The following is a 12153-nucleotide window of genomic DNA, read 5'->3' on the forward strand; positions in this document are numbered from 1 at the left end:
TTATTTTTTCGCGCCCCACAGTCGACGTACCGTATGTGTCTATTCGTTGTATCCGATGGGATGGGCCAAAAAGAAATTGGTTTTTTCTGAGGACTCAAGTTTTTCTTTTAAAAAAACCTGATCAAACCAGCCCAATGCGACCGTATTGAGGTTGTTGGCAGCAGCGTAAAGATAAATACTTTGGGATGCATAAGCAATCTGCATCCCGGAATACAGTGTGACTCCCCCGCCGTCGGTTAAAACCGCCTCCGTCATTTGGCTCAAGTCAGAGTCATCAAGGCCCAACAAGAGGATAACAGGTGCTTTTTTCGCAAAGTTCTGGTCTGGTATGCGACTTCTGATGTCCTCATCAATCACCACATTCAGGATGTTCTTTTTCGGGTCAAATAAATAGACGCCACGTTCCATGGCGAAATACAAAAGAAGGTTATCCCAAAGTAACGGAACCGTCCTTTTTCCGTCTTCTCTGTTGATACCGCATGCGATCCAAGCAATATCTGAAATGATTTGCAACGGGATCGCCTTCTCGGAAAAGCCCCTTGTGGACCGCCTGTTTTTGAAGGCAGTCATGAGCGATTTTTCACTACTCAAATCGGGGGGTAAAAGCTGAATTTGTCTTTTTATATCTGTGATACGCATTGTTTTTTTTACCAGTCAGGCCCTGTTTACCTAATACGTAAACAGGGCCTTTCTCCAGGTGACCCCGGCACATAGATACGTTTAAAAACATGATGAGGAACTGACAGCTGTCTTGCCTTGAAACAGTTGCACCGCAATCATGTGCCTACCCGTCGGGTTAAGAAAAAATCAGCTGTGCTTTTTGAAAAACTCGACCATTTTGTCAACAGCCCGCTGAACATCTGTGTCAATATCATAGAGGCTTACATGACTTGCGCCTTTGACCTCATACAACGCTTTGGGTTCACTGCATTTCGAAAACCGTTAAAAGGGGCGGCGTTTTCCTGATTGCTTTTTCTGTAAATCCCGATATAAGGGGTATAAAGGTAAGGAGCAAGTGCCGTTGCGCTTGTAAGGGGGGCGCTCTCCAGTAAATTCGCGAGGCTTTTGTGGGTATAGTTCGGGTAGGTTTCGGCACCGGCCCTTTTTGTCATGTAATAATCATACCCTTCATACATGGCTGACTCTTTACCGAGTTTTTCAAGGTCAAGGGACTCCAGGCCCAAGATATCGGCGTATTCAACCTCACCTGTTTCATACATTCGCTGCCTTGCAGCATTTGCATGCTTGAAAATGGGCAGTATTTGCTCTTTTGTCATCACGCCGAAGTAACTCATGGTGTTGTCCATCATGCCGCTAATCGATGCAATGGCCTTGAGGCGCTTATCGGTCGTTGCAACAATGGCCATGTATCCGCCTCCGGCGCAAACACCAAGGCCATATAAATTTTCACGGTCGACAAAAGGTAGGGTTCCAAGGTAGCTGATACCGTCTCGAACGCCTTCCATTTTCCATGCAGCATTCTCATAGTTTCTAATCTCACCCTCGCTGTCACCATAACCCAGGTGGTCAAAAACAAGGGTTATGTATCCCTTCTCAGCCAACTTTCTTCCGTATACGGAACCCGTCTGCTCCTTAATCTGGTTGAAGGGGCCTGTAAAAATCACGGTTGGGTATTTTTTGGTTTCGTCAAAATGTTCAGGTGCGAATATAAGCCCAGCAAGGGTGTGTCCCTGGCTTTTGAATGTAACATTATTTATTCCAGAATGGATTGCGTGTTTCATTTGGGAACCTCGTTTGTAGGTTTGTTTGTCTTTTGCCAACACATATGAAGGGTGAAAAGCAGGAACCACAAGATAAATAGTGTTGATCTTTTTCTTCAAATAGATTGGTTAGCGGTGAAACTTGATGTTTGATTTGAATAATAACGACATGTGATGTGGATTCATATATGATTCATCTGTATTGTTTGCACAAAACTCCAAAATATAAAATTCATCTATTTTCAAAACGGCGTGGCGATTTTATCATTGGATAGAAGGTGATGGTGATGGACTTAAAATCAATCGTATCCGAACTGTCTCTAAATGAGGGGCTGACCAAGACGGGGATCGATGGACTTGAACTTTTTCGTATGGAGAAACCCTCCGGAAGAACGGCCTCAGTCTCTATTCCTGCGATCTGTTTCATCGTTCAGGGAAGCAAAAGCTTGTTCATAGGTAAAAAAGACATTGTCTATGACGAAAATAATTATTTGATTGGAACGGCAAAAATCCCGCTTGAATCGGAGCTGATTGCCGCATCCCCTGAAAGGCCCTATTTCGGTGTAATCATACATATCGACCAAATCATTATAAACGACCTGCTCCTGGAGATGGATGAATTCAGCCTCTGGCCGGAACACAATAAAACGGACCTGATCATTACCTCTTCAGCTTTAGACAATGATGTTAAAGAAAGCCTTGCAAGGCTGCTCAACATTGTTGGCGACCCTGAAAAAACAAAGGTCCTTGGAAGGGGGTTACTCAGGGAGGTCTATTATTACATTCTTAAGGGAGAGCGCGGCTATTTGCTTCGAAACAGTGCTTTAATAATTACAGGCGCATGGAATTTCTTGGATTTACAATAGATTTATCCCAAGAGAGCCACTTTAAGGAACCGATAGAGCATAAAACAGATCGCAACGTATGCAGGAATGAGCACTTCTGGACTCCATGAGCAATTTAAGAAAGCCACGTCATTATCACCTATGCAGTTTATAAAAAAAATAAGGCTGCATAATGCACATGGCCTGCTTCTTGAAGGGAAAAGCGCGAGTGACGCAGCTTTTGATTCAGGGTATGGGAGCCAGTCGCAATTCAGCAGAGAATTTAAAAGGCTGTTTGGGATAAATCCAAGTGAACTGAAAAAAACAGCTTAAGTAGCAAGAGGTCAGCCCTTTTCAACTCTGGGGATGGCAGGAAGTATTCGAAATTTAACGTCACTCTACATCCCATCACAATCCATTGGTAGGGGTGGTAGTGAGTGCTGGTATGAATAGTGGAGCCGATTGTGGCAACAGGCTCTTTTGATCCCCCGGGCACCATGAAAATGCTGGAAGCACATAGAAAAAGAACCTGTCTCCTCTGTTCTTTATTTTACATGATAAACCTTCCGACCCTTTCCTGAAGATCCTTGGAAATAACTTCAAGTTCCATGGAACTTTTCTTTACCGTGTCCCCTGTGCCCATGATTTTTTCAGCGTCATTATCCAAGAGCTTAAGTTCCTGATCAATGTCTGAAAGGTTCATGGAACTCTTGGTCAATTCAGAGTTGATGCTTTTCAAGCTTGACGCCGACTCAACAATATTTGAGGAGATTTCAGAGATTGTAAGAGACTGCTCTTCAACCGCGGCAGCTATATCGGATACCGCATCGTTTGAAGCTTTTATTGTTGAGAATGTGGCAGATATGTTCTCGACAAGAGAAGAGGATGTCGATTGGATGGATTCAATCTTAAACTTGATGCTCTTTGCAGCATCTGAAGTCTCATTGGAAAGCTCCTTGATCTCATTGGCAACAACGGCAAAGCCTTTCCCCGCCTCTCCGGCCCTTGCGGCTTCGATTGTCGCATTGAGGGCAAGAAGGTTCACCTGTTGAGCGATATCGGTTATAAGGCTTGTAACCTGGTCAATATCTTGCACCTCACCTCTTAAAGACTTTATTTTTTGAGATGAAAATTCAACTTCATTCAAGGCTCTGGTTGTAATTTCGTCCGCACTTCCAGAGTTTTTCGCAATCCCTTCGATTGTTGAGGTTATCTGCTCAGAAGCCGTTGCTATCATGTGAGAGTTGGCAGATGACTTGTCCATCTCCCTGACTGCGTTTTGAATATCACTGTTCATGGTTGAAACAGAATCAGTGACGCGTTTTGTTTTCTCAGCAGAATCGGCGGAAATTGAGGACATTTCATCTGAAATAATAGAAAGCGACTCTGATGCCCTGGTAAGGCTATCAACGTTGGTTTTGATGCCTGCTATCATCTCCTGGAGGTTATCCATAAAAATATTAAACCATTTTGCAAGCTTTTCCGCTTCGTCCCCAGTGTTTATATCCAGCCTCCTTGTCAGATCACCGTCTCCTGTCGCAATCTCCTTGAGCCCCAGCACCACCGAATTTATCGGTTTAACGATGGATTTTGCAGAGAAAAGAACCAGTGAGACAGAAATAACAAGCGACACCAGCAGTATGACAAAATTGGTATTTCTAAGTTTAACCGACGCAGCAAGGAACTCTTTTTTATTTTGTGTTGCGCACACCGACCACCCGTTGATTCTAATGGTGCGACTTCTCAATTTTCTCTCGAGCACCATTGAACACATAATCAATGGCTCCCTGTTCCTGTCGGGACATCGTTTGAAACAACGCACCCATACCATCGATATCGGAAATATCGAGGTCTAAGACATATTCCTTTTCGGGGTGTGCGAGCATGACACCGTTTGTATCAACCATAAAGCAGTACCCTGTCTTTCCGATCATGCGCCCCGAAATTTTCTCTGCGATAATGTCTGCCTTTATGACAGTCGCAAGCGCTCCTACGATAACGTTGTCTTCGTTTTTCACAGGTGCACAGGCAACAACAATGGGGCGGCCTGTCTTCTTGGATATGACTATTTGGCTGAGAACAGTCTTTCCGGTGCTCATGGCTTTCTTGAAGTATGACCGATCAGAAATATTCGACCCTTTATACTCCTTGCCGTTTTCCAGAATACCTGTGATGAGTTTTCCATGTGTATCGGCAATAAAAATACCCTGATAATTCTTCCCAATGCTTTTAAACTGTTGCCCTAAAGACGAAAACACATGCGCTATGTGAGTCGCTGAATTCTCTTCGCCATTTTTTTCAACAGAGTCTGCAAGATCTGTGACATTTTTCTGGACGGATAGTAGTTCCGCTCTAGCTTTTAGCGACAAAAGAATATGATTGGTGAGCTCTGCAAGATCAGAAGCTGTATTCTCGGCATTCTGGTAAGAAATTTGGCTTATGGATTTTTTTGTCTGATTATACGACAAAATATTAATCACCATAAGTGGTGTAATGACAACAAAAAGCCCTCCTATTACGAGTTTTGAAGCTATAGATTTCAAGTCAAGACTCAATTTCTCACCCCTTCACTGTATAGATTGTAGTATAAGCCAGCACCGTCCATTTCAGCCATGCCTCAGATCAGTCAAGTACATGATGGAAAAATCTCTTTAGCCTAAAGACACGGTGTTAAGCAACTAATTTTCAACCTAAAAATGACATAGTTCCTTTCCTGGTATATCTTTTTAAGTTTGCTCTTTTCTCATGTTTTGGCCTTACCAGCCATGGCGACTCGACCGAAGGTGGATAGGGGGAATGGGAAAATTGAATGACGGGGGACTATCGGGGACAGGCTCTTTTTTAGACTTCGGGCACCGGGCTGGAGCACCTGCACATGTGCCTTTTTCCTTCAAGGCTTCGCCTGTGAATATCACGTCTCTCTGGTTTTCGTCTTCCCCGGCTGTTCGAGTAAACCGAACAGACAGGAGCAAAGACACAGCCTCTCGCCATGGCACCGGCGGCATACGCGAACGACGGGAGAGCCATGTTGGAAGCCCACGTCTGATGTCAATTTTGTGTCTTTATATACCTGAAAGAAACCCCATGCGACCTGCCCATTCAGGCCCGTTCCTGACTCGTATGGTGCCATTGATCAGGAGCGAGATTTTTTATACACATCAACCCAAACGCCCAATGCTAAGAAAGGTATGTTACATGCGCTATCCTTTGCTAATCCCATGCATATGCTTGACAAACGTGTTGGTGCATTTTATATACCGCCGAATGTATTCAGGTGTTTCCTACGGGAGATGAAAAGGGAATCCGGTTGAATTCCGGAACGGGCCCGCCGCTGTAATCGGAGACGAACGCTGCTTTATGTCACTGACATCTGTCGGGAAGGCGCAGCAAATAGGATGATCCGGGAGTCAGAAGACCTGCCTGAAAGACAGCAGAACATCTAGGGTAAAAGATGGTTTGCACACCATACCGGGAAGAAATACGGTTTCCCCGCATCCATGGAGCTCAGGCCGTCTTTAAACCAGTTCGCTCCATTTTTCAGGCGTTGCGCAAATGGAAACTGTTTCACACAAAGCCTATCTTAAACTTGCCGCCCCTTATACCCTTTCAACGGTGACCCAACCACCCTTAGGTGCGGTGGATACCGCCGTGGTGGGGCGCCTGGGCAGTCCGTCATTCATCGGCGGAGTTGCCATAGGCACCGTGGAACTCTGGAATTCTGTGGCCAGACTCTTTATTCCTTCGCACCTCACCCTCGAAGTACCGTATTGGTCTTTTCGTTGTAGCCAAATAGCATGTAAAGAGAGCCTGTCCCCTGATCCCGTCCAGATCCCAGATCCATCAGATTTCCGGCGGCCAGCTCCAGCGCATCGTCATTACCAGAGCCACGGGATTAAACCCCAGCCTTGTCATCTGTGATGTATCCACCTCGGCCCTTGATGCAACCATCCAGGCCCAGATCATCACGTTGTTTCAGAAGTTGAGTAAAGATATCGGATTTGCCAACTTGTTTATTACCCATGACCTGGCCCTCGCAGAGCAGCTCTGTGATACCATTCATGTCATGGATGACGGCGCCATCGTCGAAACCTTGACCAGCAGCAATATTGCAAACGAGGCACGCCACCCGGCTACCCTGGCCATGATCAGGGCCAGCTGCGGGCTGTCCAGAGCAACCGGCATGGCCGGCAACAGTAAAACCAGGATTTGAGGAGGATACCCGAATGCACGAGAACGGATATATTGCACGGAAAATGCGGCTGCCCAAGCTGAAGACCAAACCCGCCATTGTCATTGCCGCCTTCGGAAGTACCAATCGGGCAAAAATCGCCCTTGACCTTTTCAAGCAGAAACTCGCTGAGAAATACCCGGACGAAGATATTTACTGGGCCTACACATCAGAAATCATACGCAAAAAACTCGGTCTCCCAAGCCTCCACGAAACCCTCGCCAAGGTAGAGGCCGACGGCTACCGCAAGGCCGTGGTCCAGGCCATCCATGTGTTTCCGGGGACCGAGTACCAACATCTGGCTGAAACCTGTAACTATTTCCCGGGATTGCGGGTCTTCCTTGGTGAAACCCTGCTCCACCGCTGGGACTTTGTCAAAGAGATCCTGGAGGCCGTTGAACCCGAATTTTTAAGCCCGGACGAGGGATACAACCTGCTGGCCGTCCACGGCACCCCCCTGGCGGCCGATCCGGTAAATATCGTGTATATGGGACTTGAAAAGCTGCTGGCAGACAGGTATCCCAACGTGGGAGCGGCCTCTGTGGAAGGCCTCCCCGACCATGAAGCCGTGTTTGCCCGGATGGCTCGTGAAGATTTTGCAGGCCGATACAAGCGGATCAAAATCATTCCCATGATGTATTTTGCCGGGCTCCATGTCGAAGAGGACCTTATGGGTGAGGAGGACAGCTGGCGCAGCGCCCTGGAAACCCAGGGTTTTGAAGTGACGTGCCCCATGGCCACAGTGGGCGGCAAAGAATACTTCAAGGGTCTGGCTCACTATCCCGAGGTCAATGAAAGCTTCATGGATCGCCTGGATCGGATGCTCAAACTGGCAGAATATTATTAATTAACAGAGCGCTTATTAAAACAATTGAGCGATAAGGATAAGCGGCCGACAAGGGAACAGGCTTTTATTCGGCTATGCCATAAAACCGCTTCGGACGAACAAAAAAGCACTGTCCCTGTCTCGGCTCGTTCAAAGGGTGAGAAAAACGCCCCCTTTCAAGCATGCCTCTCGAGATGACCTGAAATTTACCAGGTAAGGGACTGACTTGCCGCTTTCTTTTCCTGGTTATACATCAAGAGAAGAGTCTGGTAATTACACATCCCGATCCCGCAGTATTGGTCTATGACGTGATCCAATAATGAGGTATCCGTCACCTTCGTCAATTGCTTAAAGGATTTAAGCTCTTGGTTCTCCATCATGCGCAGAGTCGAGGCATCCCCCATACCGATTGCCGAATATTCTTGTTTAACGGTTTCCTGAATATACGCAATAACTTTTTGTTTCTCTTTTTCTGAGCCAGAAAACGATGCAGGGTGGCAATCAGCCGCAATGATGATGCCAAGCACTATAAAAACAAAAATGATAAAGAGCGCTCGTTTCATAAATGTCTCCTACATAAAGACGTAGAGGAGAAGATGGTTTTGTTCAGGGGCAGGTCGACCTGAAAAACAATTCTCTATCTCTAAGCAGGGTAAACATTAAATTCGCCGGCGAGGGCGTATTCTGATAGTTTTTCCCGCATGCTTATTTAATGACGAGAGAGCCGTCTGCTCATCCCAACAGCTTATACATCTTTTTTAAGGGTGTTTTTGCCTGCATCCAGCGCTTCTGAAATAGATGAAAACGAACTAATGAGATGTTCCGATGAATTTGGAAGGAATATCTTAGTGGCTTTGCCTTCACTCAAATTCTTGCTGATCGTATTGCCAGCATGCAGTTTGAGATAATAGGCGATGTCCGGGTGCTCCTGGATCACCTTGGCGATAACCTCATACCCATAAGATTCCGCTTCAAACTCCATCTTTTTAGCATCCGCATCTGCTTTTGCCTTAATGATGATGGCCTCCGCCTCGGCGGCAGCGGCAACTTTCTTACCATCTGCAATGGTTATCTCATACTCCCGTTGGCCCTCGGCTTCTTTGATCTTTGCTTCACGCAACCCTTCGGCATGGAGGATTTGCTGTCTCTTCTCGATATCTTGCTGTTTCTGGTGCAACAATTGTTCAGCAAAGGCGCCCAGCTCAAATTCTTTAATCTCAAGCCTGACAACTCGAATCCCCCATTCGTCGGTGGCCTTATCGGCTTCCCGTGTGAGCGACTCGGAAATAAGAGCCCTGTTGGAATACGTTTCTTCGAGAACATGGTTTCCGATTTCCGCCCGTAAAATCGATTGGACCAACTTGCGCAGTGAACTGGTATAATCCGTCACCTTGAACAGGGCTTTGTAAGGATCAAAAACGTTGAAATAGATAATGGCATTAACCTCAAACTGAACATTATCCTTCGAAATAACACGCTCTTTGGGATAATCATAAACAATTTCCTTGATATCAACCTCATTGGTTGAAATCACATTTGAGGTCATCGGATCGGTAATCTTAAAAGTGTACACATTCCCCAGCAATCCCCACAATGAAACAAAAGACTGCATCCCCGGTGTCAACGTTTTGACGTATTTTCCGAACCTTGTGATAACAACATTGGTTCCTTCCTTGACAAAAACAAAACGAACGACCCACAACGTTAACAAACTCAAAATCTTATCCATCTATTTCCCCTCAATATACGTCCCAAAACATTTGGCGTTACCAACCCATGCTTGGATTTCGAACACCCAACAACAAACCCGTCGATAAGCTACATGCCTACGGGTGCAAAAAAACGGCTTGTAGGTTGACCCACCCGAAGCAGTTCAGAACTCTCAAGTGGCAGATAAGCCAGTCTTCTACCCAACATTGACAGCCTACTCACAAGATCAAAACAAAGTAATTACCTAATACGAGACGTGTCGAGTCTCTACCATACTTATAAGTCATTTATATTTACTTCATCTATAGGCTACAGAGGCCACCACTACGGGCCAAGAAGCCATGCATTGATTTCTCATACGCCTGAAATTATTTTTTTTCAATTTGAAAAAACTTAGTGATACGTAGGAAAGAACACTTTCAACAAATAAATAGTCACTGGCATTGAGTCAGTCCGTAAATTCACCGATTGCCCTAATCGGTGGGTGATTTTTTTATGGAGTTGGAGGGAGCCGAGGGTCCGGGCGGAAACGGCCTGCAACTGGACATCAAGTGGTGGGGAGTCCGGACCATCACCGAGGACCTTCTGGCCCGGAAGTACGCCAGGATCGGCCGCATGATGGCCATTTACAGGGAAGAGAAGGAAAGGATGAAGGAGCGGAAAAAACGACGAATGAGGCCAGGGTATCTTCGCTGTGAGGCGGGTTTTGGTTCGGTTTTGCTTGATTTGATTATGCCGGAGCCAGTATCTCGTGGGGAGGCGGAAGAAAGCCGCACAGGAGTGCGGCGCTCCTAAGGAGTGCCGGTGTTTGGTTCACGTGGGGGTAGTGAAGCTGTGGGGGCTCACGGAAAAAAGCCGCACGGAAATGGGTCAGGGAACTTCAGAAGCATCGACCAATATCCTATTTATTTAATAACTTTTTCACTAACTACGACCCTTTCCAAAACAAAATAGGCACCCCGAATCGGGGTGCCCATTGCCGTTTTAGATTTCGTGGAAATAAATAATCATACAATAGTTCGCCAGAATACCGCTGGGCTTTGACCCGAGGAATGAGGGGCAAAGCCCAGCGGTAACCTGCTTTCAAGGTGGCACACCTTGCCGCCGGAGGCTTTTTTTTGCTTTTATCTATTTCCTTTCACCTTATCTCATGTGCCGCAAGGTGGCGTATCCGCCTGCCACGGCTTTGACGTCGTAGCCTCGGTGCTTGAGGATACGGTAGCCGAGGTAACCGCGGAGGCCGATGGCACAGAGAACCAGGATACGCTTGGACTTGTCGATTTCGTCGCAGCGGTTTCGGATCTGGTCCACGGGGATGTGGAGGACGTGGTCCAGGGTGCCGTTTTCCTGGATCTCTTCGTCGGTGCGCACATCGAGGATGAGGTCTTTTTCCGGATCTGCTGCGAGGGTTTCCGTGTAGTCGATCATCTCCACGTCACCCATGAGGATGTTGCCGGCCACGTAGCCTGCGATGTTCACGGGGTCTTTGGCTGAGGAGAAGGGAGGAGCGTAGGCCAGTTCGAGTTCCTGGAGATCGAAGACGGTCATGCCTGCCTTGATGGCCGTTGCGATGACGTCGATGCGCTTGTCCACGCCTTTGCCGCCCACGATCTGGGCGCCCAGGACCTTGCCGTCGTTGGGGGCGAAGAGAAGCTTGATGGCCATCATCTCGGCGCCGGGGTAGTAGCCTGCGTGGGAGCCGGAGTGGGTCCAGCTGGCTTTGTAGGGAATATTGTCGGCTTTCAGGCGCTTTTCGCTCATGCCGGTGGAAGCAGCGTTCATGTCGAAAATCTTGGCAATGGAGGTGCCGAGGGTGCCTTTGTAGACAGAGCGCCTGCCGGAAGCGTTGTCGGCAGCGATACGGCCCTGGCGGTTGGCGGGACCGGCCAGGGGGATCACCACTTCGGCCCCGGAGACGTAATCCAGGGTGGTGACGGCGTCGCCAGTGGCAAGGATGGCGGGATCCGAGGTCATCATGGAGGCGTCCACGCGCACCCCGCCCTTGTCGGACATGGCCAGGTCGGCGGCCTTGGCAAGGCTTGTTTCCGGGCGCACGCCCGTGGCCAGGAGCACCAGGTCGTATCGCCTTGTTTCAGAACCTTTTCCGTTCTGGAGAACCACATCGTAAGCACCGTCTGTGGCCTCGATGCCCTGGACCGATGTGGAGGTAAAGACCGTGGTGCCCTTGCTCTTTACGTGGGTTTCAACGGCGGCGGCCATCTCCACGTCCAGGGGGGGCATGATCTGGTCGGTGAGTTCCACCACGGTGGTCTCGACCCCACGCTCCACAAGGTTTTCTGCCATCTCCAGGCCGATGAACCCGGCCCCTGCCACCAGGGCGGTCTTGGGAGCCTTGGCGTCCACGTAGCGCTTGATGCGGTCGGTGTCTGGGATGTTCCTCAGGGTAAAGACCCCGGGCAGGTCGATGCCCTTGATGGCCGGACGAAACGGCTCGGCACCGGGGGAGAGGATCAGGCGATCGTAGCTTTCTACAGAGGTCTTGCCGGTCCTGACGTCCCGGACCGTTACCTCTTTCTTCTCACGGTCGATGTCCGTGACCTCGGTCATGCTGCGGATATCCACGTTGTAGCGACTGGAGAAGGACTCTTCGGTGGTTACCAGCAGGGCGTCCCGCTCGGTGATCACCCCGCCGATGTAATACGGCAGCCCGCAGTTGGCAAAGGAGATGTACTCACCCCGTTCAAAAATAATGATCTCCGCGTCTTCTTCCAGGCGGCGTGCTCTGGCCGCAGCCGTGGCACCCCCTGCAACTCCTCCGACAATGACGATTCTCTGCATCTGTATCTCCCAATATTGGTATTGTTATTAAATAAGTATCCTTGT

12 protein-coding genes and 1 riboswitch are annotated in these 12153 nt (G+C 48.2%); of the genes, 5 read left to right on the forward strand and 7 right to left on the reverse strand.

What is annotated here, in order from left to right; translation table 11 throughout:
- Window positions 1-39 precede the first annotated feature (39 nt).
- Together ACOYW2_RS17325 and ACOYW2_RS17330 are read right to left on the reverse strand one after the other, a co-directional pair.
- Window positions 40-639: a nitroreductase family protein gene (locus ACOYW2_RS17325; protein ID WP_482767351.1), complete on the reverse strand. Its 600-nt coding sequence runs from the start codon at window positions 637-639 to the stop codon at window positions 40-42.
- A 242-nt stretch (window positions 640-881) separates the two neighbouring features.
- Window positions 882-1742, reverse strand: a complete 861-nt coding sequence (locus ACOYW2_RS17330; protein WP_482767352.1) for an alpha/beta hydrolase — start codon at window positions 1740-1742, stop codon at window positions 882-884.
- 266 nt (window positions 1743-2008) lie between these two features.
- Between ACOYW2_RS17330 and ACOYW2_RS17335 the strand changes: the two genes are divergently transcribed.
- A complete protein-coding gene (locus ACOYW2_RS17335; protein ID WP_482767353.1) occupies window positions 2009-2587 on the forward strand; it encodes an AraC family transcriptional regulator in 579 nt (192 codons plus the stop codon).
- 48 nt (window positions 2588-2635) lie between these two features.
- A complete protein-coding gene (locus ACOYW2_RS17340; RefSeq protein ID WP_482771048.1) occupies window positions 2636-2878 on the forward strand; it encodes a helix-turn-helix domain-containing protein in 243 nt (80 codons plus the stop codon).
- Window positions 2879-3095: 217 nt separating this feature from the next.
- Here ACOYW2_RS17340 and ACOYW2_RS17345 read toward each other — a convergent pair whose 3' ends face one another.
- Together ACOYW2_RS17345 and ACOYW2_RS17350 are read right to left on the reverse strand one after the other, a co-directional pair.
- On the reverse strand, window positions 3096-4256 hold the full coding sequence (locus ACOYW2_RS17345; RefSeq protein ID WP_482767354.1) for a methyl-accepting chemotaxis protein: 1161 nt from the start codon (window positions 4254-4256) through the stop codon (window positions 3096-3098).
- Between the two features lie 16 nt (window positions 4257-4272).
- A complete protein-coding gene (locus tag ACOYW2_RS17350) occupies window positions 4273-5100 on the reverse strand; it encodes a cache domain-containing protein (RefSeq protein ID WP_482767355.1) in 828 nt (275 codons plus the stop codon).
- A gap of 701 nt (window positions 5101-5801) precedes the next feature.
- Window positions 5802-5983: riboswitch (cobalamin riboswitch) on the forward strand.
- A 568-nt stretch (window positions 5984-6551) separates the two neighbouring features.
- Here ACOYW2_RS17350 and ACOYW2_RS17355 point away from each other — a divergent pair.
- Window positions 6552-6755, forward strand: coding sequence for a hypothetical protein (locus tag ACOYW2_RS17355; RefSeq protein ID WP_482767356.1), 204 nt, complete (start codon window positions 6552-6554; stop codon window positions 6753-6755).
- 13 nt (window positions 6756-6768) lie between these two features.
- The gene (locus ACOYW2_RS17360; RefSeq protein WP_482767357.1) at window positions 6769-7620 is read left to right on the forward strand and encodes a sirohydrochlorin cobaltochelatase; all 852 of its coding nucleotides are present in this window, start codon (window positions 6769-6771) and stop codon (window positions 7618-7620) included.
- Between the two features lie 185 nt (window positions 7621-7805).
- On the opposite strand, the gene ACOYW2_RS17365 is transcribed toward ACOYW2_RS17360, so the two are convergent.
- Together ACOYW2_RS17365 and ACOYW2_RS17370 are read right to left on the reverse strand one after the other, a co-directional pair.
- Window positions 7806-8162, reverse strand: a complete 357-nt coding sequence (locus ACOYW2_RS17365) for a hypothetical protein (protein WP_482767358.1) — start codon at window positions 8160-8162, stop codon at window positions 7806-7808.
- Window positions 8163-8344: 182 nt separating this feature from the next.
- Window positions 8345-9328, reverse strand: coding sequence for an SPFH domain-containing protein (locus ACOYW2_RS17370; protein WP_482767359.1), 984 nt, complete (start codon window positions 9326-9328; stop codon window positions 8345-8347).
- A gap of 476 nt (window positions 9329-9804) precedes the next feature.
- Here ACOYW2_RS17370 and ACOYW2_RS17375 point away from each other — a divergent pair, with 476 nt between their 5' ends.
- Window positions 9805-10104, forward strand: a complete 300-nt coding sequence (locus tag ACOYW2_RS17375) for a hypothetical protein (protein WP_482767360.1) — start codon at window positions 9805-9807, stop codon at window positions 10102-10104.
- A 348-nt stretch (window positions 10105-10452) separates the two neighbouring features.
- Here ACOYW2_RS17375 and ACOYW2_RS17380 read toward each other — a convergent pair whose 3' ends face one another.
- The gene (locus tag ACOYW2_RS17380) at window positions 10453-12108 is read right to left on the reverse strand and encodes an FAD-dependent oxidoreductase (RefSeq protein WP_482767361.1); all 1656 of its coding nucleotides are present in this window, start codon (window positions 12106-12108) and stop codon (window positions 10453-10455) included.
- Between the last annotated feature and the right edge of the window lie 45 nt (window positions 12109-12153).

The organism is Desulfoluna sp. CLI2B, from assembly GCF_056847375.1.